Origin of the sequence: Paenibacillus luteus, assembly GCF_006542765.1 — a bacterium.
Lineage (GTDB): Bacteria > Bacillota > Bacilli > Paenibacillales > Paenibacillaceae > Pristimantibacillus > Pristimantibacillus luteus.
Map to the genome: position 1 here is coordinate 52,697 of NZ_SKCD01000003.1, position 25,683 is coordinate 78,379.

23 protein-coding genes and 1 pseudogene are annotated in these 25,683 nt (G+C 44.7%); 18 read left to right on the forward strand and 6 right to left on the reverse strand.

What is annotated here, in order from left to right; all coding sequences use genetic code 11:
• Position 1 precedes the first annotated feature (1 nt).
• On the forward strand, positions 2–892 hold the full coding sequence (locus E0496_RS02035) for a carbohydrate ABC transporter permease (RefSeq protein WP_141499966.1): 891 nt from the start codon (positions 2–4) through the stop codon (positions 890–892).
• Position 893: 1 nt separating this feature from the next.
• Here E0496_RS02035 and E0496_RS02040 read toward each other — a convergent pair whose 3' ends face one another.
• Entirely contained in the window at positions 894–2,138 is a 1,245-nt protein-coding gene (locus tag E0496_RS02040; RefSeq protein WP_141499967.1) for a helix-turn-helix domain-containing protein, read from the reverse strand.
• Positions 2,139–2,532: 394 nt separating this feature from the next.
• On the opposite strand from E0496_RS02040, the gene E0496_RS02045 reads away from it, so the two are divergent.
• From E0496_RS02045 to E0496_RS02085, 9 genes and pseudogenes are all read left to right on the forward strand, one after another.
• Positions 2,533–3,285 (forward strand): SDR family NAD(P)-dependent oxidoreductase, encoded by a 753-nt coding sequence (locus E0496_RS02045; RefSeq protein WP_421923075.1) that lies wholly within the window; start codon positions 2,533–2,535, stop codon positions 3,283–3,285.
• 80 nt (positions 3,286–3,365) lie between these two features.
• Positions 3,366–5,762 (forward strand): hypothetical protein, encoded by a 2,397-nt coding sequence (locus tag E0496_RS02050; RefSeq protein ID WP_141499968.1) that lies wholly within the window; start codon positions 3,366–3,368, stop codon positions 5,760–5,762.
• Positions 5,763–6,319: 557 nt separating this feature from the next.
• Positions 6,320–7,429, forward strand: a complete 1,110-nt coding sequence (locus tag E0496_RS02055; protein WP_175597993.1) for a Gfo/Idh/MocA family protein — start codon at positions 6,320–6,322, stop codon at positions 7,427–7,429.
• 234 nt (positions 7,430–7,663) lie between these two features.
• Complete coding sequence (locus tag E0496_RS02060; protein ID WP_241674512.1) at positions 7,664–8,875, forward strand: sensor histidine kinase; 1,212 nt, start codon at positions 7,664–7,666, stop codon at positions 8,873–8,875.
• Between the two features lie 2 nt (positions 8,876–8,877).
• On the forward strand, positions 8,878–9,519 hold the full coding sequence (locus E0496_RS02065) for a response regulator (protein WP_141499970.1): 642 nt from the start codon (positions 8,878–8,880) through the stop codon (positions 9,517–9,519).
• Between the two features lie 24 nt (positions 9,520–9,543).
• Entirely contained in the window at positions 9,544–9,927 is a 384-nt protein-coding gene (locus tag E0496_RS02070) for an Asp23/Gls24 family envelope stress response protein (protein ID WP_141499971.1), read from the forward strand.
• A gap of 229 nt (positions 9,928–10,156) precedes the next feature.
• Positions 10,157–12,472 (forward strand): MMPL family transporter, encoded by a 2,316-nt coding sequence (locus tag E0496_RS02075; protein ID WP_241674514.1) that lies wholly within the window; start codon positions 10,157–10,159, stop codon positions 12,470–12,472.
• A gap of 270 nt (positions 12,473–12,742) precedes the next feature.
• A pseudogene (locus E0496_RS02080) lies at positions 12,743–12,898 on the forward strand (transposase); the annotation flags it as partial.
• 100 nt (positions 12,899–12,998) lie between these two features.
• Positions 12,999–13,277: a hypothetical protein gene (locus E0496_RS02085; protein WP_141499973.1), complete on the forward strand. Its 279-nt coding sequence runs from the start codon at positions 12,999–13,001 to the stop codon at positions 13,275–13,277.
• A 273-nt stretch (positions 13,278–13,550) separates the two neighbouring features.
• On the opposite strand, the gene larC is transcribed toward E0496_RS02085, so the two are convergent.
• The 3 genes from larC to larE are packed head-to-tail and all read right to left on the reverse strand — an operon-like array spanning position 13,551 to position 15,956.
• Entirely contained in the window at positions 13,551–14,522 is a 972-nt protein-coding gene (gene larC, locus E0496_RS02090; RefSeq protein ID WP_241674515.1) for a nickel pincer cofactor biosynthesis protein LarC, read from the reverse strand.
• Entirely contained in the window at positions 14,422–15,117 is a 696-nt protein-coding gene (gene larB / locus E0496_RS02095; RefSeq protein ID WP_206669695.1) for a nickel pincer cofactor biosynthesis protein LarB, read from the reverse strand. The genes larC and larB overlap by 101 nt, the downstream gene beginning before the upstream one ends.
• On the reverse strand, positions 15,117–15,956 hold the full coding sequence (gene larE, locus E0496_RS02100; protein WP_175597994.1) for an ATP-dependent sacrificial sulfur transferase LarE: 840 nt from the start codon (positions 15,954–15,956) through the stop codon (positions 15,117–15,119). The genes larB and larE overlap by 1 nt, the downstream gene beginning before the upstream one ends.
• Before the next feature lie 259 nt (positions 15,957–16,215).
• Here larE and E0496_RS02105 point away from each other — a divergent pair, with 259 nt between their 5' ends.
• From E0496_RS02105 to larC2, 6 genes are all read left to right on the forward strand, one after another.
• Complete coding sequence (locus E0496_RS02105) at positions 16,216–16,998, forward strand: HAD family hydrolase (RefSeq protein WP_141499976.1); 783 nt, start codon at positions 16,216–16,218, stop codon at positions 16,996–16,998.
• Positions 16,995–17,975 (forward strand): DUF4432 family protein, encoded by a 981-nt coding sequence (locus E0496_RS02110; protein ID WP_206669696.1) that lies wholly within the window; start codon positions 16,995–16,997, stop codon positions 17,973–17,975. The genes E0496_RS02105 and E0496_RS02110 overlap by 4 nt, the downstream gene beginning before the upstream one ends.
• 21 nt (positions 17,976–17,996) lie before the next feature.
• Positions 17,997–20,003, forward strand: coding sequence for a GSU2086 family protein (locus tag E0496_RS35835; RefSeq protein ID WP_175597995.1), 2,007 nt, complete (start codon positions 17,997–17,999; stop codon positions 20,001–20,003).
• Positions 19,987–21,096, forward strand: a complete 1,110-nt coding sequence (locus E0496_RS02120) for a bifunctional heptose 7-phosphate kinase/heptose 1-phosphate adenyltransferase (RefSeq protein ID WP_161601283.1) — start codon at positions 19,987–19,989, stop codon at positions 21,094–21,096. The genes E0496_RS35835 and E0496_RS02120 overlap by 17 nt, the downstream gene beginning before the upstream one ends.
• A gap of 193 nt (positions 21,097–21,289) precedes the next feature.
• Positions 21,290–21,787: a D-sedoheptulose-7-phosphate isomerase gene (locus tag E0496_RS02125; protein WP_338325811.1), complete on the forward strand. Its 498-nt coding sequence runs from the start codon at positions 21,290–21,292 to the stop codon at positions 21,785–21,787.
• Positions 21,780–22,286 (forward strand): nickel pincer cofactor biosynthesis protein LarC2, encoded by a 507-nt coding sequence (gene larC2 / locus E0496_RS02130; RefSeq protein WP_141499979.1) that lies wholly within the window; start codon positions 21,780–21,782, stop codon positions 22,284–22,286. Before E0496_RS02125 ends, larC2 begins: the two co-directional genes overlap by 8 nt.
• Positions 22,287–22,370: 84 nt before the next feature.
• Here the strand turns inward: larC2 and E0496_RS02135 are convergent, their stop codons facing one another.
• The gene (locus E0496_RS02135) at positions 22,371–23,564 is read right to left on the reverse strand and encodes an ROK family transcriptional regulator (RefSeq protein WP_161601284.1); all 1,194 of its coding nucleotides are present in this window, start codon (positions 23,562–23,564) and stop codon (positions 22,371–22,373) included.
• Positions 23,565–23,743: 179 nt separating this feature from the next.
• Entirely contained in the window at positions 23,744–23,917 is a 174-nt protein-coding gene (locus tag E0496_RS37115) for an IS3 family transposase (RefSeq protein ID WP_141499981.1), read from the reverse strand.
• A gap of 305 nt (positions 23,918–24,222) precedes the next feature.
• Here E0496_RS37115 and E0496_RS02145 point away from each other — a divergent pair, with 305 nt between their 5' ends.
• On the forward strand, positions 24,223–24,777 hold the full coding sequence (locus tag E0496_RS02145) for a glycerol-3-phosphate responsive antiterminator (protein WP_141499982.1): 555 nt from the start codon (positions 24,223–24,225) through the stop codon (positions 24,775–24,777).
• Positions 24,778–24,810: 33 nt separating this feature from the next.
• The gene (locus tag E0496_RS02150) at positions 24,811–25,683 is read left to right on the forward strand and encodes a carbohydrate ABC transporter permease (RefSeq protein ID WP_141499983.1); all 873 of its coding nucleotides are present in this window, start codon (positions 24,811–24,813) and stop codon (positions 25,681–25,683) included.

The following is a 25,683-nucleotide window of genomic DNA, read 5'->3' on the forward strand; positions in this document are numbered from 1 at the left end:
TATGTTTCGGGAAAATCGTGTATGGCAATGGGGTTCTCATATCATGTTGCTGCTGTTATCTCTTGCCTGTATAGCTCCATTTTTGCTTCTTTTCACAGCATCTTTAACTGATGAACAATCCATCATTCAAAACGGCTACTCCTTTTTTCCGAAAGAGCTAAGCTTGGCAGCTTATAAATATATCTGGGAGCAATCATCATTAATATTTAATGCCTACGGAATCACTATTATTGTCACCGTATTCGGAACAGCAAGCAGCTTGATCATAACCTCAATGCTGGCTTATCCGCTATCGCGCCAAGATTTGCCTGGTGGAAAGTTCTTTGCTTTTCTTCTATTCTTTGCTTTGTTGTTCAACGGCGGACTGGCTCCGACTTATATTATCTATACCCAGCTGTTTGAGCTTAAAAATACACTGGCGGCTCTTATTATACCCGGACTATTAATGAATGGGTTTAGCGTTTTGATGATGAGAGGCTTTTTTATGACGACCGTACCGCCCTCTGTTCTGGAATCGGCGAGTATAGACGGTGCCTCCGAGTTTACGATTTACCGTAAAATCGTAATGCCACTCTCTTTGCCGATTTTGGCGGTGGTCGGCTTGTTACAGGGACTTATGTATTGGAATGATTGGTTCAATGGATTGATTTACCTTACGAATCCTAAACTCTACAGCTTACAAACCGTGATGAACCAACTAATGAGCAATATTCAGTTTTTGGCCAACAATAGCACCGTAGGCTCATTGGCAAGCGGTTCAATGCAAGAGTTGCCGAGCGAAGCCTTCCGCATGGCGATTGCCGTGATCAGCATCGCTCCGATCATGATTGCTTATCCATTTCTTCAAAAATATTTCGTAAAAGGGTTGGCAATTGGCGCGGTTAAAGGTTGACCTAAATATCAAATTTGTTCTTGTTCCTGTATCTCTTCGGTGTTAAGCCGATATACCGCTTAAAGATCTTAATGAAATGGTTCTGATCATAAAAATTCAACTTTGCAGCAATAGTAGCAATAGGATCTGAAGTTAATTCTAACAATTTCTTTGCCTCTTCTACTTTTTCTTGTTGAATAAATTGCGTAATGGTAACACCGGTTTCTTTTTTAAATAGCTGCGATAAATAATTTTCCTGTAAACCGACTTTGTCCGCTAAATGGGACAAGGGAATGTTTTCATACAAATGATTGAATATGTATTCTTGGCATGTCGCAATAGATTTGGAAAGATGTTTTCTTTTACACTCAGAGACTCGATCCACAAAGTCTATCAAGGCATCACCGATGGCATTTACCACTGCGCGATAGTCACGAAGTTCTTCAATATATTGAATATGGAGATCACTGAGGGTATATCCGATCTCAGGGTATAAACCGCCTTCAATCCCCGCTCGGGTTGCAAGCGCAATCACATATATGCCGAGATTTTTGATGTTTCGCAACTGGCTGTAGTTCGAAAGGATGCCAGGGCCATCAAAATTAGTAGATAACGTCATATTGTAAAAGGCGGTTTTGTCCCCATTCCGAATAGATCTGAGCAGTTGTTTTTCAATCTCAAAGAGATCTCGGAATTCTAATGATTCCCGTCGGTCGGAAATAACGATTTCAGCATGCTTTTTTAAATTGGTCGGTTGCTCAAATTGGAATTTTGTTTCGGTGATGTCTGTTACATCGAGCATGACTCCGTTCAATAAGTGATATGACAAAATACCAATATGATAAAGTCTTTTTGACGATAAGAGTGGTAATTGCAGAAGATAGGAAGTCCATTCCAGTGTCTCGGTGATATTAAAATCTCTTAGCATGTCTTGGATGATTTCGTCGGTCATTCGTAGTGTTACGGCAGGACCTATAACAACAATCGCCATCTCAGCTCCTTCTTGAAGTAGAGGAACGATAATGAAGGACTCTCCGAAATTGGTGGTATGAATATTTGGTACATTCGAATGCAGAACTTGTGGCTTCAAAAACTGAACAAGCTCCGATTGGTTATCAAATAATGGATTGCTCTGTATCTCATTCATAGAAAAAGAATGGATTCCGTCATCACCGTTCATCAACGTGTAAAACACGGGTAGCTGTAAGCTTTCTAGAAGTAGTTTGCATGATGAATGGAGAAATTCGTTAAGGTCGTCTGCTCTCATAAAAATTCACACCCTATTATTTCATAAAAACATACTGTTTTAATAATAATCGTACCATAAAAGATGAATTATGAGTATTAAAATTAATAACATATTTGATATGGAGGTAATGAAAATGACATTTACAGAAAACTCAACTTTAGGTGAACTGCTCTCAAACGAAACGACCGTAAAGATTATGGAGAAACATCTGCCGGGCATCTCGACGAATCCGATGGCAAGCATGGGGAAGAGCTTCACGTTGAAGCAACTGAGCGCTATCCCTCAGGCGAATATTTCTGCAGAGATCCTCTCCGCGATCGTATCAGATTTATTAAACATCACAACAGCTGATGGTGATCCAACGAGTCCGCAACAGAACATCCAAAACGAGAGCCCGCAAGAGCCTCTCACGATAAATGATTCGGTGGCGATCGTGACTGGAGCAGGTGGTGGTATCGGTCGTGCTTCCTCGCTTAAGCTATCACAGGCTGGATTCAAAATCGTCGCTGTTGATTTCAATACGGTGACGGGAGAAGAGACTGTTAATATGATCCGCGCACAAGGTGGGAAAGGACTGTTTATTCAAGCCGATGTATCCAAGGAAGAAGACGTTGAACGGTTCACGAAATCTGCCATTGATACTTACGGCCGAATCGATGTCTTTTTCAATAACGCCGGTATTTTGCAAAAGTTCTCTTTGCTTGAGGACCTCGATGCATCAGAATTCGATCGTATTATGAATGTAAACGTTCGCGGCGTGTTCCTAGGCTTAAAAAAAGTGCTTAAAGTAATGAACGCCCAAGGGTACGGCTCAATCATTAATACGGCGTCCACCGCAGGGCTTCGCGCCGAGCATAGTATGGCTGCTTATACAGCAAGTAAGCATGCCGTCATAGGCCTAACGAAGGCGGCGGCGATTGAATACGTACGTAAGGGGATCCGAGTGAATGCGATTTGTCCAGGTGGAGTCGATACGGCGCTTACTCAGGCAGTTCCTATGATGATGCAAGAGTCTGGTTATACACCAGAAGAGTTTCCAAACATGAGGATTGGGCGTTTTGCTGAACCTACAGAGATCGCAGAAATGGTCGTGTTCTTGGCGACAGAGAAATCCAGCTACGTTACAGGTTCGATCATCACTGTAGACGGCGGCTTGACCTTGTAAGAGGCAGTTAACTGAAGCTAGAAGAACGAGGTAACGATATCCATAAGTTTTAATTTCTTGATAAACAAGGAGGAATTTATATGAAACAGAGAATTAAAATCGATAAGACTGCTCCGAATAAAGGAGTACTGGACTTTTCCTATCTGTTGGATGCCCCTGCGGGCAAGCATGGTTTCACAGAGGTTAGAGACGGTCATTTGTACTTTGCGGATGGCACCCGCGCGAAGTTCATCGGCTTCAACTTACCCACTCGGTCCAATACACCTGACCACCATACCGCGGAGCTATTGGCTGAGCGCTTTGCGTCTCTAGGTGTCAACGTCATCCGTCTTCATGCTGCTGATGCCCCCCTCGGTGCTTCTGGGTGGAGTTCAAGCCTCGAAAACCCATTAATCGATTATGACAGCGGTTCGAGTCGATTCTTCAATGAGAAGGGTCTTGATCGCTTTGACTATTTGGTTGCGAAACTGAAGGAGAAAGGCATTTATCTACAAATAGATCTACTGGTGGCTCGTGTCTTCCAAGACGGGGATGATCTGGAATATCCCGATGCGCCGACAGGCTTCTATAAAACGTTTTCCCACTTTAATGAAAGATTGATTCAACTTCAGCAGGAATTCGCAACTAAGCTTCTCTGCCGCGTGAATCCCTATACTGGACTGGCATTAATTGACGATCCGGCGGTCATGACCATTCAGATTAATAACGAGGATTCTGTTTTTCGCGGTACAGAAGACATTAAAAATGAGAAGGGCGTGGAGCCGTATCGGCAGGAGTTGCAACGCCGCTTCAACCGATTCCTGCTTGCCAAGTACGATACCAGAAAGCATTTGGCTGGAGCTTGGACGTTCAACGGTGTCTGTGCTCTTGGTGAAGAGGAGGATCCAGAGGCGGGAACCGTTCATTTTCCAGAAGGCAGTTTCTACCAGGTTAACAATAATCCGATGGGGGAATGGATGGGCGGTGTAAGCCCCGCTCGCTATGCTGACTTCATGGATTTCGGTATTAGTGTAAATCGTAGATACTACGGTACAATGATCGACCATGTTCGTTCCTTAGGGGCGAAAGTACCTATTAATACCAGCAATCTCTTAAATGGTGCTGCAGACGTATATTCCCATACGGACGGCGATATTATGATGAACAATACGTATTTCAACCACCCGATGCCACCTTTCCATCAGGAAACGCTAGTTGTGCCGGGGATGCGGGAATATGTCACGTCTAACCCATTGACTGTGCACAAGGATGGTATATTCCTTCGCACCGAGATGTTGCAAATGGCCACTACGGCAGTGGTTGCGGGTAAACCATTCATCCTGAGCGAATGGAATGAATATGGTGTTAATCCTTTCCACTCTACAGCGTTTATATCTATGGCGGCTTATGCTTGCCTAAACGATTGGGACGGTCTTATGCTTTATTGCTACCATACGTCAGAAAGCTGGAACGACCAGCCCGACGATGTTATTACTGATATATTTGACGCGTATAATGATCCATCTCTTATATGTCAGTTCGGTTTTATGGCTGCATTATTTCTTGGTAGTCTGGTACGCCCCGCTGAGCATCAGGTGGATCTGGTCTTCACGAAGAACGATCTTAAGACGCTGCCATCTTCGTTTAGCATGCCGAACACTTTCCTGCCTTACATCACCAGTATGCGCAACGTATTCCTGGAGCAAGGGGATACCTATACTGGCGATGCGGACGTCGCTGTTACCGCGGGCTTTGTGAATAATGGTGATCTATCTCAGGCAAAACACGCCGTTTACTTTGCTTGGTCACCTTACCGGGATGCGATGAGGCATGCAAGCGGAGAAGGACGATTGGAGAGACTTGCCGAGCAGACTGATGAAGAATTGTCGGATGCGAAGTTAGGAGACAAGCTCCTAGTGTTTAATGACATCGCATCTTTGGCAGGACATGGTGATTATACCGCTTTTGCGACCACCATGGATGCTGCATTCAAGCGATGGGGTCTACTGCCTAACGACCGTGGTCTTGTCGGTAATGCCCTTGTCTCTGATACCGGCGAATTGTCCTTTGATCCAATCGCGGGAACCTTCCGTATCAACACCGAAGAATGTTCCTACTTCAGCGGTAATCCAGATGGCGGTATCACATTAACGAAGGATATCACCTTGAATCTCAGCAACGAGCGTATCTCTGCGGCTTTGCTCCCTTTGAATGGGGTTTCCGAATCTTACACGCTTACATTGATTGGCCCTACTGGCATGGACGAAACGATCTTTACTACGGATGGCTTTATTACGACAGTCGATCATCAGGGTAAGTTGTATGCGGATACCCCTGAAGGCTCCCTTTTCGTACGAAGTAAATCCGCAACGCTTACTGCTTTGGATACGGTAGGCACGCCTATCAGCCACATCGAAGGAACACCCGTTAATGATGGTGTAATCTTCGGACTGGACGGTACAATTCCTGCTGTTAACTTCCTGTTGAAATTGAAGTAAACGGAGTTCTTAACGAAGGCTTCAGGATACATGTATGGATAGGCTCAATTTGAAGTAGTCAAGCAATAACTTGATGAGTAGACGAAAGAGGAACTATGAATGAAACCGGTCAAGCTTAGCTTGATCGGTTTTTATTCCCTTAACCGTGCATAGGAGGACAGAATTTAGATATTGGCTGTACAATATATTTGGCTAAAGTACAATTCTGTCTGGTTAAATTTGCGCTGTTTATCCGTCATGATAATAATAAAGCTTTCGAATGATACGAAGTAAATAATTTAATTTATGAATTGAAAGTTAACAGATTGAAGACAATGAACATTTTAATTTCAGGAGTATCGAGATGGTTAGGCTCCTGCTTGACTAAGAAGTTTTTGAGCTGTGGACATAGCGTATTTCTAGGGGTCACAGTCAAGCTGTTCGGGGGGCAGGTACCATTAACGTCAATTCCTGTTCTTCAGATAGCAAAAAGCTGGCTTTTGTAAGCTATAAACTGAAGGAATAGACATCTCATTATGCTTAAAATCTATGGAACATCGAGAGGAGAAAGACAAATAATGAAAGCAGTTCGTATAGGCATTATTGGTTGTGGAAATATAAGTTCCATCTACTTCGAGGCAGGATCAAAGTTTCCCATACTGGATATCGTTGCATGTGCCGATTTGGATATTGAGCGAGCACGGGCGCAGGCAGAAAAATACGGAATTCCGCATGCCTGTAGCGTGGAAGAGCTTTTAGCAAAACCGGATATCGAATTAGTTTTAAATTTGACTATCCCTTCAAGCCATGCTGAAATTCATTTAAAGGCTTTAGACGCAGGAAAACATACCTATGGTGAGAAACCGCTTGCTATCGAGCTGAAAGAATCGAAACAGATACTGGATTTGGCCGCGGAGAAAGGGCTGCTCGTCGGAACAGCTCCAGATACTTTCCTAGGTGGCGTGCTACAGACGGGACGTAAGCTGATAGAGGATGGTTGGATCGGCAAACCTATCGCTGCCAATGCTTTCCTCATGTGTCATGGGCCGGAGAGTTTCCACCCTAATCCGGACTTTCTTTACCAGAAGGGAGCTGGTCCGCTCTTTGACATGGGACCGTATTATTTGACGGCGCTCATTCATCTTATGGGACCGGTCAAGCGAGTTACAGGCTCGGCAGCGTCTTTTGCCAAGGAACGGATGGTCACGAGTGAGATTAATTACGGACGGAAGTTTCCAGTTGAAACGCCTACTCATGTAGCTGGTGTGCTTGATTTTCAGAACGGTGCAATTGCGACGATGGTCATGAGTTTTGATGTTTGGGGGACAAGACTTCCTTTTATTGAAATTCATGGGACCACTGGTTCAATGATCCTCAGCGATCCAAATGAGTTCGGAGGGAAAGTGCTAGTCAAGCGGCAAGATTATACCGATTTCGTCGAAATGCCGCTGACGCATGGCTTCACAACCAATAATAGGGGTATAGGTTTAATGGATATGGCTTTTGCCATCAGAGAGGGTAGGGAACAGCGTGCCAGCGGCGAACTTGGATATCATGTATTAGAAGTTATGCATGGTTTTTACATCGCTTCAGATAGCGGGCAACATTATCAGCTGAACAGCGTCTGTAAAAAGCCAGAGCTCTTGCCGCTAGAGTTGACTCATCAGGGATTCAATATATTGGAATAAAGAATATTTCCAAAGTAAACAGCAGAGCGATGATGCCGATCTGCTGTTTTTTGCGTAGAAAACCAAATTCGATCTTTGAAGGCCTCCAAGAAATGACGTACAGATAACTTATTCATGTACGCCATGCTCCTTATGTATATAAGGCCACGTACGAAAGGGCAATTATGAATTGTACTAAAGTACAAACAATTAGCTAAAACTCCTATTATAATGTATGTACAAAGAGGTGATATCTTGACTGAGAAGAATCTTATCAAAAAACACTTAAATCATTACAGTCAAACTAATGAGTTATCTGATGCAAGAATTCCAATCATACTCTGGGTGACATTGGTTTATGCAGCTACTATCATCTTACAAACGATATCTGAACCATTATTAATTCAGAGTCTTATTTTTACAGGACTGATATCGTTGCACGCGACACTGCATTGGTATACTCATTCGATTGTAAGTTTTCGTCCATGGCTATACTTTTTAGTTCAAGGTATTTTAATCTTTTTTAGCGCATTTCTGATGCCGAGCGGGTTTCCAGCAGCCCTTCTTGGATTAATCCCTGTTTTGATTGGTCAAAGTGTAGGTATTTATTATCAAAAGACTAAGATCTTCTTTGTATCATTGCTACTTTATACTTTATTCTGTTTAGCTATTATAAGTGTAAGTAAGCTTGAGAATTTAGCCTTATATATTCCCCTCCTGCTCCTTATGATGATCGTAGTCATTGCATATGCGATGCTTTTCTTTCAACAAGTGCGCGCAAGAATACGTACACAAACCTTTCTTCGTGATTTAGAGCTTGCCCATAAGAAAGTCGAAGAGCTTACTTTAGCGAATGAACGTCAACGTATGGCCCGTGATCTGCATGATACGCTGGCACAAGGGCTTGCAGGTCTTATCATGCAACTTGAGGCAATCAATATTCATTTGAGTAAGGATAATGTAAATAGAGTGAAAGAGATCGTAACACATTCTATGCAGCAAGCTCGTAAAACACTTGCAGATGCTCGTGGAGCAATTGATGATCTTCGTTCAACTTCCATTTCAGAAATAAATTTCACAGAATCCGTAAAAGAGGAAACGACAAGATTCACTGCTGCTACCGGAATTCATGTTTCTTTGCTCATGGTTATTAAAGAAGATATGCCCAAAATGCTGGTTGAACACAGTTTGCATATCGTTAGCGAATGTCTTACTAATGTAGCTAGACATGCCCATGCACAAAATGTTTGGGTAACGATATATGATAAACCGAATAAGGTTTATATTGAAGTCAAGGATAACGGTATAGGTTTTCATACTGATCTCATTGGTAAGCAGTCAGGCCATTACGGCTTAATCGGCATATTGGAACGTGTTCGTTTAATTAGAGGCGAGATTAAGATCAGAAGCATACTAGCTGAAGGAACATTGATTGAAATAGAAGTTCCTTTATTAAAAGGAGAATAATTATGATTTGTAAGATATTAATTGTTGATGACCACTGGGTTGTTAGAGAAGGATTGAAACTCATTTTGGAAACGAATGATGTCTATCAAGTTATTGGGGAAGCGGAAAACGGAGAGGTAGCTCTGCGTCTCATTGAGGAGCTTAAACCTGATGTTATACTAATGGATCTGAACATGCCTATCATGAGTGGATTAGAGACTATGAAAGCGATGAAAGTAAAACAAGATGAGACGCCTGTAATCATTCTTACGACGTACAATGAAGATGAGATGATGATACGCGGGTTAAGCTTAGGGGCAAAAGGATATTTATTAAAAGATACTAGCGGAAATAATCTCTTTAGAACAATTGATTCTGCGTTGAGAGGAGAGACTGTATTACAACCGGAGATATCGGCACGGGTATTTGCTGCAAGAGATACCCTCCCTGTTATGCGTAACGAGCAGAATCTTCTTTCTGATAAAGAACAGGCTGTATTGCAATATGTTGCGCGCGGATTCCGGAGTAAAGAAATCGCTAGTCATCTAGGTATTGGAGAGAGGACTGTAAAGGCATATCTGACAAATATTTATAACAAGCTAGGTGTGGATTCCAGATCACAAGCAGTTGCCATAGCCTCTGAGCGCGGTTTTCTTAGAATCTAAGATTTGATGGAAGGAGCCAAACCTATGATTGATCAATTGCATACAGGATTTATTCGCATATCAAATGATGTTATCTCGAAAATTGCTGGTAAAGCAGCGATGTCTACACCCCAAATTACAGCAATGTCTGGGGGGATTTCAGAGGGTATAGTGAAGCGTCTGAGTGGAAAATATATCGCCCGAGGAGTATCCGTTCAAGTAGATCAAATGGAGGTTGGCATTGATCTTAAGGTCATTGTTAAATATGGATGTAAGATTCAAGAAGTTTGCCGCATGCTTCAGCAAAATGTACAAAAGGCTGTTGAGAACATGACAGGATTGATGGTTTCAGCAGTAAACGTGAAGGTTGAAGGTGTCGATCTGCATGAAGCAGAAGAACAGAAGCAACGAACGGTAGATCATATGTAATTTACAACTGAAATGAATAAAGAGGCTGCTCTCCTCCAGCAACAAATTTCTGTATATAAGATACAATGAAAACGTGAAAGCTGTAATCACTTTTAAGAAGTGATTAATAGCTTTCATTTGCGTTTTAGACAAGAGATTAGATGAACGATCAAGGACTGTATTGCCCGAACGTACATGAGGACATTGCCCTTTTGTACGTTTTTTTTGATTCTTATATCTTTTAAGATAAATGTATGAAGAAGGAATGATTACAAAGCAGCTAATACTACTAGTATTTCATTTTTCAACATCATGTCATGCACAATCATTAGATTTAGAAAGGAAGAATGTAATGGCAAAGATATTATATCGACTCGGAGGTTGGGCTGTTAGGAAGAAAGGAATGGTACTGTTTGGTGGATTAGCCCTAATAGTTATAACTGCAATACTTGTATTAACCATGGGGGTAAAGTTTAGCAGCGATATGTCCATACCAGGAACACGTTCTGAAATGGCTGCTTCAGTATTGAAAGAGGAGTTTCCATCTTCTGATTCTGTTAAACCGGGCGGAGAGGTATTGCTTATTTTAAAAGCGCCGGAAGGATTGACACTGGAATCGAAAGGAATAAAAACAATAGTAGATCAAAAATTAAATGAAGTTTCGGCTTATCCTGAGGTAGCATCTGTCGTAAGCCCAAATAATAATGGTTCCCTTACAGAGAATAAACAATACGGTTATGCTACAGTTACCTATCGTACACCAGCTGGTGAGGTCAACGACAAGGATAAGGAGAAAATCATTAAGGTAGCTGAACAACTGACCGAGTCTGGTGTTCAAACTGAATTATCTGGTACAATCGCATTTTCTGAAATGGAGATTGGAGGTATTGGCGAAGCAATCGGAGTAGTGGTAGCCTATCTTGTGCTTGTGGTTACATTTGCTTCTTTTTTAGCAGCAGGAATGCCGATCTTGACAGCAGTTGCGGGACTAGGTTTGGGTCTCCTAACCATTATGGTAGGAACAAACTTCCTTGATATTCCTTCTGTTTCACTATCACTCGCTGCAATGCTTTCCTTAGCTGTAGGAATAGATTATGCCCTATTTATTATGACCCGCTTTAGGCAGGAAGTTGGGAAAGGACGTACTGTTCCTGAAGCCATTGCAATCGCTACAGCAACTGCAGGAAGTGCAGTCGTATTTGCTGGCTTAACCGTTGTTATAGCGCTTGTCGGACTTGCGATAGCAAAAGTACCTTTCTTGACAATGATGGGTATTGCCTCGGCACTTTGCGTCATCATCGCTATTGTTGTAGCCGTCATCATAGTACCAGCCGTTCTGGGCTTTGTCGGACATCGGATAGCACCATCAAAACAAAAAGTTTCTAAGACTAAGTTTAAAGCCAAAAATCGTTGGGGTAAACTCGTAGTTAAACGTCCGGTTCCAATTGCACTTGCAGGAATTGCATTGTTAGCTGTAATTTCCATCCCATTCTTTCATATGGAACTTGGGCTTCCTGATAACGGATCAAAATCACAAGAAACGATTGAACGTCAAGCGTATGATCTGTTAAAAGAGGCGTACGGTCCTGGCTATCATGCGCCGCTTGTAATTGTAGCGCAAGCACAAGGTGAAGCAGACCCACAAGAATCTATCAACAAAGCAGTTGAATCTATTAAGGATTTGCCTCAAATTGAAAGCATGTCACCAGCGTACCCAAGTCCTGGCGGACAAGCGGCAATGATTACAATTACACCCAAGACCGGACCTAATGATACGGAGACAAAGGAACTAGTCAATCAGATTAGAACACAAGCAGAGACGATTCAAGATCAAATGGGCGTCACCTTAATGGTAACTGGAGCGACCGCCGTTAATATTGACATATCTCAAATGTTGAATAAAGCTTTGCCCAAGTTTGCGCTTGTTATCGTAGGACTCGCTATTGTATTATTGACCATCGTATTCCGCTCTTTGTTGATTCCGATTAAAGCTGTTGCAGGTTTTTTACTATCGTTAGCAGCTACACTTGGTTTTGTCGTATTCGTTCTGCAAGATGGTCATTTACTTGGATTATTTGGAATTCCAGAAGCAGGTCCTGTATTGAATTTCTTGCCCGTCATCGTCGTTGGGATACTATTTGGTTTAGCGATGGATTACGAAGTGTTCTTAGTGAGCCGCATGCGCGAGGAATTCTCGCATACGGGAGATGCTCGTCAATCGGTTTTGGCAGGAATGGGACATAGTGGTTCAGTCGTAACCGCCGCTGGATTGATTATGGTTGCTGTATTCGCAGGCTTCATTTTTGCCCACGATCCCATTATTAAATCTATGGGATTGGCTTTGACATTCGGTGTGCTCTTCGATGCTTTTATCGTACGCTTGGCCATTGTTCCAGCAATTATGACGCTTATGGGGAAATCTGCATGGTATTTACCCAAATGGCTAGATCGAATTCTTCCAAATATTGATATAGAAGGTGAGTCTATATCAAAGCTGTTAGAAGCAAAGCATCAGGATAATCTTCCTAATCAGGAACTTGAGAATAAAAAAAGTCTCATCGTTTAGCAGCATAAGGGTAAGTTGCAAATAGTCATTATTCAAAACAACATTAGAGTTTTGACAGGTCTTATAAAGGGGCTGCCCAATCGCATATGCGAGGGTTGCCCTTTTGTACTTTTTTTGGGGAGAAGAGAACGATATCATCGCGTGGCATGGATTAGTCGAAATTAATAAACTGAATCGGCTACAGTAAGTTGGACAGATAAATTGAGGGCAGTAGAATGAGTAAAACAGACAAGGAGTGAAACTACAATGTCGTAAGGAAGGCGTACGTTTACAGCTGAATCTAAGAGTCAGATGGTTCAACTTTACGAGGGCGGTAAAGCACGAGGCGACGTAGTTCGGGAATACGACTTAACAGCATCTGCTCTTGACTGCTGGATTCAACAAAGCGAGCAGTCAGGCTCATTTTTCGAGAAAGTCAGAAGATAAAGAACTCCTAGCTTTACGTAAGGAAAACCAGCGATTGAAGATGGAGAACGATATTTTAAAGCAAGCCGAGCGCCTGTGCCACGACGCGTGAACGAAACAAATGGCTGTAACGCTGTTTAGGGCCAACAAAATCATACGCCCAACCAAAGCCGAGTTTACAATTTACGCAGTACATGCGGATGCTCGGTACGCACAAGTAGGCTTTCTTATCAAATACAGCAAGATGCCGGATCTTACGCATGTCATTGTATCCTTTGCGAATGACCGCTTGATCCGACTTGAAGCAGGGACATTCTTGCTTATGACCGACAGGTATAGCTTCCATATGAAGCTCATCCCTACCGGTGAACAGGATTTGGCTGATCGTAAGTTCTGGTAAAGCCATATTAAGAGTATGGTAATTTGGTGCAAAACAAGAATTTTAACTTAACATTATTATTATTGGCAAAAAGGACAACCAAATGAAAAAGGGGCCTTTCAAACTAGGTTTATGATTATTTTGAAGAGCTGACCGGGAAGCTAATGAAGAAGCCGGTGAAGAGGTTAATCCTTTTCCAAAGGCAAATAGGGAGTCTTTAGACGAGTTAATCCGTCTGAAGACTCCCTATTTGTTTGTTTCATTAATGTTTGCTTTAGGATTGAAGTGCGTAATTTACTTGAATTCGGAATCATGGTGATGATCCTGGGGGTGGGAATGAGACTCAGAATGAGAATGAGAATGGCTGTGTTCATGATGATTATGGTTTTCATGAGAATGTTGATGTGAATGAGGAGTGGCTGCGAAAGAGGGTTCCCAGATCCCGACAATGACACGCAGAACATTAGGCCGTTCTGACAAGTCTCTAGTACCTGCGCCATAACCAATGGACGTAACCGTCATGCTAGGAAGCGATACATGGAACTCATCCACGAGTGCACTGACGATGCCAGCTCCCGTTGGTGTCGTGAGCTCCTTCTGAATCGGTAAGGATGCCAGTGGTATGCCCTTCAATATCTCTAGTGTCGCAGGGGCGGGAATGGGATAAATGCCATGTGCGCAGACAACAGTCCCATAGCCAAGAGGTATGGGGGAGCACCAAATAGAGTCTATCTGGAGCGACTCCAGTGCTAATGCGACACCAACTGTATCTACAATGGAATCGACGGCGCCTACTTCGTGGAAATGGACCTTTTCTAAGGGAAGGCCGTGAATTTTCCCTTCTGCAATTGCGATTCGTTCAAATATGGCCAGACTTCTGGCTGTGACACGTTCAGGAAGGCTGGCATCACGAATCATCTGTATGATGTCGCTGTAATGCGTATGATGTGCAGGTGGAGAATCGGGATCAACCTGGACATCGGCTTTGATGGAGGAGATTCCCTTTTTGTTGACGCGATTCCATGATAGCGAGAAAGGTGAGACGGAAAGCTTTGCAAGTTCAGTCTCAATGTAATTGGAATCGGCGCCCGCGTCGACAAGAGCTCCTAGCGTCATATCACCGCTAATCCCAGATATGCAGTCTAAATAAATGATTTTCATGAGGTTAGTTCTCCCTTCGTATCTGCTTGTGAATGGATGCGGCGGCGTAAGCTGCGCCAAATCCGTTATCGATATTGACGACTGTGACGCCAGGGGCGCAGCCATTCAACATTGCTCCCATCGCAATCAACCCGTTCAGGCCGGTGCCGTAGCCCACGCTTGTAGGGACAGCGATCAATGGCTTTGCCACCAATCCGCCCAGGACACTTGGCAGCGCACCTTCCATGCCGGCAATGGCGATAACGACATCGGCATCCTGAATCACATGTAGTCGGGCGAAGAGGCGGTGTATGCCTGCGACACCAACATCGGTGATTCTCTCCACGCGGCTGCCCATCATTTCAAGTGTAATAGCTGCTTCTTCGGCTACGCGCAGATCTGAGGTGCCTGCGCAGACGACTGCAATATAACCGTCGCGACCCGCAGGTGGTACATCGCCAAACCCACTTAGCACATGAGCCTCCACATGGTGAATAAGTCCCGGCACGCGGGAGGTCACAAGCTCTGCTTTCTCAGAGTCTACCCGAGTAATTAGCAGTCTTGAGGTATGTTCCCTCATCATTTCGGCAATTCCAATTAGTTGTTCGGCAGATTTGTTCTCTCCGTAAATAACTTCAGGAAATCCTAGGCGCCGTTCTCTATCGATATCTAAGTTGGCATACTTCGCAACCAGAACGTCTTCGAGACTTTTGTCAGCCATCATGTTTTCCTCAAGGAGAGGGGGAGGGTTTCATTCATGCTCCCAGTCCGATAGCCTTGCAGGTCTAAGGTTACGTACTTGAATCCATAACTGCGCAAAGCAGCGGTGATTGAATCATGATGGTCTATGGCTTTTATCATGTCCTGTGGCATCAATTCAAGGCGGGCAATCTCCCCGTGATGCCTGACCCTTACTTGGTAGAAGCCGAGATCGAGCAAGTATTGCTCCGACTTGTCTAACTGGTTAATCATTTCGAGTTCGATTGGAGTACCGTATGGAATTCGTGATGATAGACAGGCGAAGGAGGGCTTGTTCCATGTAGGTAAATCCAACTCTTTGGACAAGGTGCGAATGTCGTTTTTTGTCATGCCGGCTTCTACAAGCAGGCTGCGGACCCCTTCTTCTGATTTGGCCGCTAAGCCCGGTCGGTAGTCACCGAGATCGTCTATGTTGGTACCGTCAAGAATATAAGGCAGAGCATGCTCCGCAGCAAGTCGCCTCAGGTGTGCGTATAAGCCTTTTTTACAATGGTAGCAGCGGTCGGGTGCGTTGGCCACAAACTGTTCGTTATCGAGTTCGGAGATTTCAGTCAACAGATGGGGAACGTTCATATCGGAAGCTAATTTCACGGCAGCGTCGAATTCACGGCTCGGGAAAGTTTCGGAAGCAGCTGTAACGGCGGTCGCGTGGACGCCTAGCTCTTGCTGAGCCCGTCTTAATAAAAAAGTGCTATCAACGCCCCCAGAGAAGGCGATCAAAGCACTGCCAAGAGAACGAAGCAATGAGCCGAGTGCGGCGTCTTTTTCCGCTAAAGATAACGTTGCAATGTGGTTAGTCATAACAATCCTCCCAGTCATAACACGAATGTGTAAGTGAAATTTTAATGAATAAACTAATGAATAAATTTATGAATTAATGATGAATCGCTTAGGCAGTACATCATCCGACTTACTCAGAGTATAAGTTATACCTTGTTATATGTAAATAACTTATTAAATAAGAAAAGTCTTTTATTCTTCCTTCTATGCTGTTAGTATATGCGTATGAAAGCATCATATTAATTATAAATCTTATTCATTAAGAAAAGGTGGAATTTACATGGCGGAAATTAAAGCAGTAGTATTCGATTTCGATGGAACTGTATCCACTCTTCGTGCGGGTTGGGAAGAGATCATGCGACCTTTCATGTTTGAGTCCATTGTTGGTGATAGCAAGCTGAGTGAAGAACAAGTAGAGGCATTGGTTCGGGAGATCGATGAGTATATTGATCAGTCGACAGGCATTCAAACGGTTTATCAGATGCGCTGGCTTACAGCTACGGTTAAGGAAAAGGGGTGGAATAACCGTAGCTTGGACGAGTGGGAATATAAAGCGATCTATAACGAACGATTGCTGGAGCGAGTTGAACATCGGATTAAACATCTAAGCGAAGGGAATTTAAATGCGGAAAACTATCTGATCAAAGGGGCTGTCGCTTTTATTCAGGAGCTGCACACTCGTGATATTAAAATGTATGTGGCGAGCGGAACGGATCATCCCGATGTCGTTCGTGAAGCTAAGGTGCTTGGCATCGCTCCTTATATAACCGAGATAGTCGGCGCTCCAGTAGGAAAGGCAGAGTGCTCTAAGGAGAAGGTACTGCAGGAGCTTATTCGGGAAAAAGGATTCTCGGGTCAGGAATTGGCGGTAATCGGTGACGGCAAGGTAGAGATTACCCTTGGAAAAGAAGCGGGAGGCATCTCACTAGGACTGGCGAGTGACGAGGAAAGAAGAGAGGGGCTGAACACGGTGAAACAGAAGCGGCTAGAAGCGGCTGGAGCCGATTGGATCTCAGGAGATTTCACTAATCGGGACGAATGGCTTGCGCAATTGGGACTATGACCATGTCTTCCTATTACAAACGTTATCGCAATCATGGCTGCCGTGTGATGGATGATCTGCAATACAAGGGGTATCGCAGCATTCTATTGGAAAATGACTTGATACAAATTATATTGTTGTTGGATAGAGGTGGAGAACCCGTCCGTTGGCTTCATAAGCCAACGGATACTGATTTTATCTGGCACACAAGAATGGGACTGCTTCCACAGCACGCCCTTTATCCCGACTATCAAATGACTTACATGGGTGGTTGGCAGGAGATGCTTCCGGAAGTGAGCCAGACACATGTCTATCGAGGTGCAATGGTACACAGGGGGGAATCTGCCATTACACCGTGGGATTACGAGTTGATTCGGGAGGATGAGGAGGAAATTCGGGTACGTCTGAGCAATCGTCTCCGTTCTTTACCCCTTAAGGTGGAAAAAACATTCATTCTGAGGCGTGGTGAAACAATCGTACGTTTGGAAGAAACGGTGATTAACGAGTCGCCGAAACCGTTGGAATTCAATTGGGGGCATCATCTGGCTTTTGGCGCACCTTTCCTCAATGAGCATTCGACGGTTGAGTTCGAGCACGGTTCAACGGTAGTCAATATGGAGACGGGTGAGAGAAGCGAGTGGCCGAGAATGCCCGGGCATTATGGCAACATTGATCTCTCTTTCTTGGCAGCACCTGGAACCTCAAGACCGCTGCTTGCGGTTGAATGCACAACGGGAAACTATCGCCTGAACGGTAGCTCGGAGGGATTAGCGCTATCCGTTAGCTGGGATGCGGCGATATGGCCATACACCTGGTATTGGCAGAACTTTGCGGCCGACTCCGACGCTCCTTTCTTCGGATGCGAGTATAATATTGGGCTGGAACCGTTCAATGTACCCCAGAAGTGGACTTTGGCTGAAGCGGCCGCCCGAGGAGCGGCCTTGAGGCTTGATCCCTACGGAAGCTTATCTGCTTGGCTAACGATTGAAGTCATTTGAAATGATGGAAGGTGTAGGATAATGAAACGTCATGGACAGCTGTCTTTCGATGGGATAAAAACGAGTTCTGTGTTTGGGCGACGGAATTTGGTTACGATCCGCAATATGGCGCAGCCTCATGCGGACACTCCAGAGGCATGGCCGCAAATGCCAACAGAACAAGAGGCATTTGGTCAATTAATAGATAACATTATCGAGGCGAGATTGGCGGGCAAACCCGTCATATGGTCCATGGGCGCACATGTGATTAAAAACGGCATGTCTCGCTATGTAATCGAAATGGTGCGACACGGCATTATCACTCATGTTTCGGGTAACGGAGCAACGAGTATTCACGACTTTGAATTGGCTTTTTTGGGCGAGACGTCTGAAGACGTCGCTACTGCTATTGAAGATGGTTCGTTTGGGATGTGGGAAGAGACCGGGCGTTATATGAATGAAGCAATCCAACAAGGGGTAATTGAGAATTTAGGGTATGGGGAAAGTTTGTACCATTACTTGAATCGCAATCCGGAGCGATTTCCTCACTATGAGGATTGTGTATTTGCGCAATGCCAACGTTTTGGCGTTCCGTACACCTGCCATATCTCCATCGGCACGGATATTATTCATCAGCATCCAATCGTCGATTTCAAAGCGCTAGGTCAGACCAGTGGTAAGGACTTTGACACGATGTGCCAATCGGTAGCGGAGATGGCAAATGGAGGTGTCTTCTTGAACTTTGGTTCAGCCATATCAGGTCCGGAGATTTTCCTTAAGGCAGCCAGTATCTGCCGGAATGAAGGGCTACCCATGTCATCGATCGTAGCAGCCAACTTCGATATCGTTCCGGTCTACGCGGATCATGTGCCGGAGACAACCGTCTCCGAATATTATTACCGTCCGCGTCGTAATTTCATCGATCGTCTCGGTCAAATTGGTGGCAAGGGCTATTTGTTCCATGGCTTACATCAAGTAACGATTCCTCAATTATTCCATCGGATTCTTGAGCGCAAGCGGGAGCTGGGTGCCGTATTTCCTCCTTACAAGCGTATGGAACGTTTGTCGCACGGCAACCGGACACTGTATCCGATAGCGGAGCGGCTTGGTGCCCTAACTGTTGAAATGTTGAAGAAACAATTACCGTACAGGGAGTTCAACTGGCTCGGCAGCCGGGAGGGGGAATTTGATAGGCTCATCTCTCGTATCCAGGCAGCCCGCAATAGCGGAGGCCACGTCATCCTATCGCTGGGCGGTAACGTAATTGGAAGCGGCGTGTCACCTGATCTAATCGCATTGATCGAGCAAGGGTTCATTACTCATTTGGCACTTAATGGAGCTGGGGCTTTTCAAGATTTGGAATTGGCAGCTTTCGGTCAGACAGAGGAGCTTGATTCTGGAGCTTTGGCAAACGGCAGGCTCGGTATGTGGAAAGAACCTGGAGAGCTTCTTCACCTGGCGTTGGAAGAAGGATATCACAAAGGGCTGGGCTATGGGGAAAGCTTGATCGATCATATGAACCGCCATCCTGAGCTGTATCCATTCTCCACATTTAGCTTGCTGAATGCCTGTGGTCGGAAAGGGATTCCTTGTACCGTTCACATTACACTGGGTACGGATAACATTCATCAGCATCCGGATGTCAATTTCTCCATACAAGGCGGCGCAAGCGGCCGAGACTTTCAAATATACGCGAGCACGGTTACCCAATTAGAAGGAGGCGTATACGCCAACTTCGGTTCAACGGTCACAGGACCTGAGGTGCTTCTCAAAGCTTTGTCTATTGCTCGCAACTTAGGACACACGGTAAGCCGAATCACAACGGCTAACTTCGATATTGTTAAACTGGGCGACTATCACCGGAAGGTGGGTTATGAGGATTGGGATTATTACTATCGCCCCCGTAAAAATATTATTCATCGTCCAACTAGTCTTGGCGGAGAGGGGTTTCATTTCGAAGGTTTGCATGAGCAGACCATTCCGGCTATTCGATATGCTTTGGAAAATGGTGAGGACAGAGGGAGATCAGAACATGGAATTCGTGAATAAACCATATAAACATTCAGAGCAAATATTTATGCATCGTGCTGAAGAAATGACCGAAGCGCGACTTGAGCAGTTACTAAGTGGATTTGGCTCACTGCGCGCTGGTGTAATTGGTGATGTCGGTCTTGACGCTTATTGGGTGGCGGACCTCACTCGCAGCACATTGTCGCGTGAAACACCTCATTATACATTGCCGATTGTTGAAGAACGGTACTCGCTTGGCGCAGGTGGCAACGTAGCGGCGAACTTAGTTGCTTTGGGCTGTGGCAAAGTGATGATCTGCTCGGTTATTGGAAATGACTGGCGAGGTGGATTGTTGGGGGAGCTGTTGCAGACTCAAGGCATCGATACCTCTTATTTGCTGTCAGATTTGAACTGGAATACAACCGCTTTCTGTAAAACAATTCGAACAGGCTTGCAGGATGTGCAGCAAGAGGACGCCAGGCTGGATTTTCAGAATTTCATGCCGCTGCCTGAAGCGCTTGCAGAGAAGCTTGGCGAAAAACTGGACCTACTGGCCGCACAGTGCGATATTATAGCCGTCACCGACCAGCTGCCGTTTGGTGTTATTGGAGATGGAATTCGCAGCAAGCTGACCTACTGGGCTTCGAAAGGCAAAATTATTATGGTGGATAGCCGTGAACGAATAGGAAAGTATCGCGGAGTTATTGTGAAGCCGAATGAAGTCGAAGCAAGCTATTGGTTTAACGAAGACCCGATGTCCAAGACTCCTGGAGAATGGGCCGCTATGGCTCAGCGTTTGTCTGGAGAAGTGCAAGGCGCATGCTGTATGACGCTTGGCTCCGAAGGAGCGATCTGGGTGGAGGGGGAGAAGTGCGTATACGTTCCTACACGTAAGGTTGAGCCTCCACTTGATATTGTTGGAGCTGGAGATGCGTTCGCAGCGGCGACACTAAGTACACTTGGTGCCGGTGGGTCAGGAAGTGAGGCGGCTACTCTGGCAAATTATGCATCCTCCGTCGTTATTCGTAAGATTGGAACGACAGGTACGGCCTCTCCAGAAGAAATTAGGGAGGCAATGTCTAGCCGTATAACCCAACTTGCTAAAGAGAGGGGAGTTAGAGATGCTCTCTAATCTATGGATTGATCGTTGGATGCTAGAGTTAACAACCAAGTACCCCGATTTGTCGAGTTGCAAGGACGATATCGTAGCAGCTTACCATTGTCTTTCGAGGGCCTTTCGCACTGAGGGTAAACTGTTGGTTTGCGGGAACGGTGGGAGCGCAGCTGACAGCGATCATATTGTAGGGGAATTAATGAAGGGCTTTATGTCAAGAAGACCGTTATCTGCGGATCGGCGAGGCTTGCTTGAATCTGTATTCCAGGAAGATGGTTCCTATCTTGCTGATCATCTGCAGGGAGGGCTGCCTGCAATCTCACTCGTCAGCCATTCCGCTCTCATGACGGCTTATTCCAATGATGTCGCGGCAGACATGGTGTTTGCCCAACAGGTTTATGGACTTGCGAAGCCGGATGACGTTCTAATGGCTATCAGTACGTCGGGGAATTCCGGCAATGTCATTCGCGCCGTTCAGGTTGCCCATGCGCTTGGGGTACCGACCATTGGACTGACAGGAAACGGCGGAGGGCGCTTGGCCGATCTGTGCACGGTTATCATCCGAGTGCCTTGGGATAGGACTCCTGACATTCAAGAGCGTCATCTTCCCATCTATCACACCTTGTGTATGATGGTTGAACAGGAATTTTTCGACGATCAAAAGGGATTGGCGGAAGTAGAAATATCTGAGGGGGAAGGTTATGTTTGAAGAGCATAAGCTGGAGCATAAAGAATCCGGAATGGTTATGCTGCAGACGAATATTGACGACATGAACCCTGAGTTCTGTCCCTATGTGAGCGAGCGGCTGCTCTCGGCAGGCGCTCATGATGTATTCTGGATTCCCATTCTAATGAAGAAAGGACGTCCGGGCTTCTTGCTGAATGTACTAACGCATACTAAATATCTGGATGTAATGGAGACGATCATCTTTGAAGAAACGACTACACTCGGCATGCGGTACGTTTGGACAGAATGCAAACGCCTCGAACGTCATACGGTAGAGGTAGAGACGGCTTGGGGTGAAATCAGTGTCAAGGTTGGCGTCATGGGTGGGAAAACCGTACAATTTGCTCCCGAATATGCAGATTGCGAAGCAGCGGCGAAAGCGCATGCTATCCCATTGAAAAGGGTGTATGAAGCAGCAAAAAGAGGTTATCAAGATTTGTATCCATTGCCGCCGCGCTCTCCCAATCCGTCGAATGAATAGAGACTCTCGCCGCTCGGCAGAACGGCTGGGCGCAATGGAAGAACCTAACAATGAATCGGGAACTTTCGCAAAGAGGGAGTAAGCTTATTCCTCTTTAACATTTTCCAAAGATAACATCTGTAAGGGTGAAGTTAGAAGTTGTTCGAATACGAGTGCAACGGCCCCTTTGGCATTCTGGGAAGAGCCGAATGTTGCGTGTTCAATTCTCAGTTGATTCCTAACAAAAGGATAAATACGCTCCCTGACGCGGACTCTTATCTCATCCATATACATAGCGAGATAGGGATATAGCCTTCCGCCCAGAACGATGATCTCAGGGTCATATACATTAAACAAAGTCGTTAATGCGGATTCGAGGTCGCTAATTGTATCCTTAAGACATTGCACTGCATGTGGGTCTTCTTGGTGAACGGCATGGAAGAAATCATCAATGGAATCCCCGACCGACCAGCGTCGCAAGATGCCGGGAATGGATCCGACCGTCTCCCAACAGCCTCTATTGCCGCAATCGCACAATAGGCCATTGGGGATGAGCGAAATATGGCCAACCTGTCCATATAGTCCGTTCGCCCCTTCAACCAGCTCGCCTTTCGTGATGACGCCGCCTCCGATGCCCATGCCCATAGTAATAAATAGCGAATTCTGCACATTACGTCCAAGACCGTACCACCGTTCGGCCAAGGCGGATGCTCGGGCATCGTCCTCGACAAAGACGCGCAGGCCGAATTTCTTCTCTAGAGTGGAAATAATCGGGAAGTTCTCCCAGCCTGGAAAATTGGGAGGGGTGCGCAGCTTGCCTACTTTACGATCGATTGGCCCAGGAATGCTGACGCCTAACCCGATTACCGTCATTCCCTTTGTGGAGGCGTGATTAATCATATTTTGGATAAGTGGAACAATTAAGTCTAGAATTTTCGCAGGTTGATGGATGCCTACCGTATTACCTTCTACAGATTTAATTACTTGTCCAGCCAAGTCTGTGAGAATAAGCTCGTATGAAGTTCTACTGATATCGATGCCGATAATCATGAAGTTGTCGGTATTATACTTTAGCATGACGCGTTTGCGTCCAATTGCACTAGAAGAAGTAGCGTACTCCCGTATTAATCCTAATTGAATAAGCACCTGTGTAAGATTGGTTACGGTTCCAGAGGTTAACTTGCTCAAGGTAACCAACTCAACTCTGGAAATACCTTCATGTTCCCAAATTTGCTGCAAGAGCACAGACATATTATCCTGTTTGATTTTTTGGAGATAAATCGGTTGCTCGATTGTCATGGTCATATTCCTTTTACTTTTTTATTAAATTCTTTATTGTTATATGTATTATAAATGAATATTGCTTATTGTGTAAAGAAAGTGAGTTGAGCTTTAACCTGCACATCTCATTATATTATTGATATAACTTAATCATTAAATATATAAAAATCTAAAAGAAAGATAGCGAAGTGAAATCTTCACTTTATCCTGATTACGCGGCCTTTGTCTTGAATTTTTTGGGACTTTAATTTTGCTTGTAATCGTTCGTTATTGTAAAAGTGGATATAAGCATCAATATCTTTTTGAAGCTTTTCGAAGGTATTGTAGGAATGCAAATAGTACCGCTCACATTTATCCTTTATAGGGAGCATATTTAGAAGGCCGGCAAGACCATAAGAGTGGTCTTGCCGGTTTCTTTTATACAGGGCAGCTTCACATATACTTCATACTACACTAACATTGCGAAAACACTTTACCGTTATAGTCATCTAAACAGCATATTTAGGGTAGAGACCACGAGAAAACCCAAACACAAATTTCTGTCAATTGGCAGGAATCTGTGTTGGGTTTTTTTGTTATGCCCTTCGAAATGCTTGCAGATTTTTAACATGGGCGTGACATATCGCGAACAAAAGAGGTTTACAGTGGTAAGCATCAAGATTGAGGAGGAGACAACATGGCGCAACTTACGATTAATCAACTTCCAATTATCGCATCCATCACAAAATCAGAGCAAATTGGTGCGGTATTGAAAAGCCGTGTGCAACGAGTAAATTTGATGACTGGCGACATCCTCAAGCTAGCTGGAATCGTTCGTGATTTGCATCAAGCAGGCAAAAAGGTCTACGTCCATATCGAAATGGTTAATGGCATTGGCAGGGACAATTCAGCGATTCAATATTTGGCGGATACCTTCTTGATTGATGGCATTATATCAACGAAGACAAATGCGATTGCTGCTGCAAGAAAAGCGGGGATCCGCTCCATTCAGCGCATATTCGCTATTGATACCGCTGCCGTTGATTCTGCTATTAAGATAGTGGGACAGTCGCATCCGGATGAAGTGGAAATTATGCCGGGGCTAATGCCCCGTGTAATTAGAGAGGTGAAGGCAAGAATCAAGCAACCTCTAATCGTAGGCGGATTAATTCGCAGTGAGGAAGAGATCCGGGAGATGCTGGGTAGCGGAGCTGACTATGTATCGATCGGAGATGCAAGGTTTTGGCAATAACAGACCATTCCAGAAATGAGAGGTATATAACCCATGCTCACACAAAAAATCGGACGCTATAGCGGGTATTTGAAACCTTATCTATATCTTGCTCCCACCTTAGGGCTTCTGCTGCTATTTGTTTATTATCCCTTTATCAAAACCATTTTGCTCAGCTTCAGTTTAACTTCACCTGCTGGTCAGCTTGTGAAATGGGTGGGATTGGAGAACTATTATTCTATTTTCACGTCTCCTCCATTCTACTCGATGCTTCTGGTCACGTTTAAGTTTTCTGCGGCAGTTATGTTCGTCTCGCTGATTGTCGGATTATTGCTTGCCCTGCTTGCTCAATCGGATGTCAGAGGCGGCTCGATCTTCAAAACTTTATATACACTGCCGATGGCTGTTTCCTCCGCAGCTGTTGCTATAGTATTCAATTTCATTCTGCATCCGATGAACGGGGTATTGAATCAACTGCTCGGGACCGATATTAATTGGCTTAATTCCTCAGGCTGGTCTATGACAGCGGTCATCGTGATTACCGTATGGCAGAATGCCTCGATGAACTACATTATTATTTTAGCCGCGATTAAAGGGGTAGATCACAGTCTGTATGAAGCAGCGAACGTCGATGGGGCGGGGTATTGGAAAAAACAGCTCATCGTGACGATGCCAAGCATATCTCCGACCTTGTTTTTTCTCATTATCATTAATGCGATCGTCTCCTTTCAGGCGTTTGCGCAAATTCATGTGTTAACTTCTGGCGGGCCTTATAACAGTACGACGATTTTAAGCTACAGCATTTATATGGATGGTTTAAGGAAAAGCCAATACGGGCTCGCTTACGCGCAATCTGTTTTCTTATTCCTCGTTATTATGGTTATTACACGCATTCAATTTTATTTTGAGAAGAAGGTAACGTATTGA

Excerpts from the sequence above, each read along its gene's own strand:
- E0496_RS02035 (WP_141499966.1), top strand. The coding sequence starts at position 2 with ATGTTTCGGGAAAATCGTGTATGGCAATGGGGTTCTCATATCATGTTG.
- E0496_RS02040 (WP_141499967.1), bottom strand. The coding sequence starts at position 2,138 with ATGAGAGCAGACGACCTTAACGAATTTCTCCATTCATCATGCAAACTA.
- E0496_RS02050 (WP_141499968.1), top strand. The coding sequence starts at position 3,366 with ATGAAACAGAGAATTAAAATCGATAAGACTGCTCCGAATAAAGGAGTA.
- E0496_RS02055 (WP_175597993.1), top strand. The coding sequence starts at position 6,320 with ATGAAAGCAGTTCGTATAGGCATTATTGGTTGTGGAAATATAAGTTCC.
- E0496_RS02065 (WP_141499970.1), top strand. The coding sequence starts at position 8,878 with ATGATTTGTAAGATATTAATTGTTGATGACCACTGGGTTGTTAGAGAA.
- E0496_RS02070 (WP_141499971.1), top strand. The coding sequence starts at position 9,544 with ATGATTGATCAATTGCATACAGGATTTATTCGCATATCAAATGATGTT.
- E0496_RS02075 (WP_241674514.1), top strand. The coding sequence starts at position 10,157 with ATGTATGAAGAAGGAATGATTACAAAGCAGCTAATACTACTAGTATTT.
- E0496_RS02085 (WP_141499973.1), top strand. The coding sequence starts at position 12,999 with ATGGCTGTAACGCTGTTTAGGGCCAACAAAATCATACGCCCAACCAAA.
- larC (WP_241674515.1), bottom strand. The coding sequence starts at position 14,522 with ATGGCTGCGCCCCTGGCGTCACAGTCGTCAATATCGATAACGGATTTG.
- larB (WP_206669695.1), bottom strand. The coding sequence starts at position 15,117 with ATGGCTGACAAAAGTCTCGAAGACGTTCTGGTTGCGAAGTATGCCAAC.
- larE (WP_175597994.1), bottom strand. The coding sequence starts at position 15,956 with ATGACTAACCACATTGCAACGTTATCTTTAGCGGAAAAAGACGCCGCA.
- E0496_RS02105 (WP_141499976.1), top strand. The coding sequence starts at position 16,216 with ATGGCGGAAATTAAAGCAGTAGTATTCGATTTCGATGGAACTGTATCC.
- E0496_RS02110 (WP_206669696.1), top strand. The coding sequence starts at position 16,995 with ATGACCATGTCTTCCTATTACAAACGTTATCGCAATCATGGCTGCCGT.
- E0496_RS35835 (WP_175597995.1), top strand. The coding sequence starts at position 17,997 with ATGAAACGTCATGGACAGCTGTCTTTCGATGGGATAAAAACGAGTTCT.
- E0496_RS02120 (WP_161601283.1), top strand. The coding sequence starts at position 19,987 with ATGGAATTCGTGAATAAACCATATAAACATTCAGAGCAAATATTTATG.
- E0496_RS02125 (WP_338325811.1), top strand. The coding sequence starts at position 21,290 with ATGTCAAGAAGACCGTTATCTGCGGATCGGCGAGGCTTGCTTGAATCT.
- larC2 (WP_141499979.1), top strand. The coding sequence starts at position 21,780 with ATGTTTGAAGAGCATAAGCTGGAGCATAAAGAATCCGGAATGGTTATG.
- E0496_RS02135 (WP_161601284.1), bottom strand. The coding sequence starts at position 23,564 with ATGACAATCGAGCAACCGATTTATCTCCAAAAAATCAAACAGGATAAT.
- E0496_RS37115 (WP_141499981.1), bottom strand. The coding sequence starts at position 23,917 with ATGCTCCCTATAAAGGATAAATGTGAGCGGTACTATTTGCATTCCTAC.
- E0496_RS02145 (WP_141499982.1), top strand. The coding sequence starts at position 24,223 with ATGGCGCAACTTACGATTAATCAACTTCCAATTATCGCATCCATCACA.
- E0496_RS02150 (WP_141499983.1), top strand. The coding sequence starts at position 24,811 with ATGCTCACACAAAAAATCGGACGCTATAGCGGGTATTTGAAACCTTAT.